Annotated in this window: 1 protein-coding gene; it reads right to left on the bottom strand. The window is 58.5% G+C overall.

Going from position 1 to position 407, the window contains the following annotated elements:
- A partial coding sequence (locus AC1DIX_RS28025) for an ABC transporter transmembrane domain-containing protein (RefSeq protein WP_477328642.1) occupies window positions 1-385 on the bottom strand: 385 nt, incomplete at its 3' end.
- Window positions 386-407: the final 22 nt, after the last annotated feature.

Here is a 407-nt window from a genome sequence, read left to right as displayed (position 1 = left end):
GAACACCGGCCACGGCCAGACCCGCAAAGCTCTCGGTCATCGGAGCGTTGCGTTCGGAAAGGCGGGCGATCTTGTTGGCGCGCTGCTCGGCGACCCCGATGATCTGATTGACCCTCTTCTCAAGCTCGCGTTCCATGGTGAACGCCTTGACGATCGCTATGCCCTGGATCGATTCCTGCATTGCCCCGAAAGCACGGCTGTTCAGGTGGATCGATTCTTTTGTGACATCCCGAAGGCGCTTGGAAAGATAGCGAAGTCCTAGAAGCAACGGCGGCGCCATCACGAAAATGATGACGCTCAGGATCGGGTCCTGATAGACCATGACCGCGACCAGCGAGACGAAGGAGAGCAGGTCGCGTGCCGTCGAGGTGATTGTCAGGTTCATTACATCGCGGATACCGCTGACG

This window comes from Massilia sp. 05N420, assembly GCF_056397205.1.
Note: the sequence above shows the minus strand (reverse complement) of the source record. Positions and strands in the feature narration are given on the sequence as shown.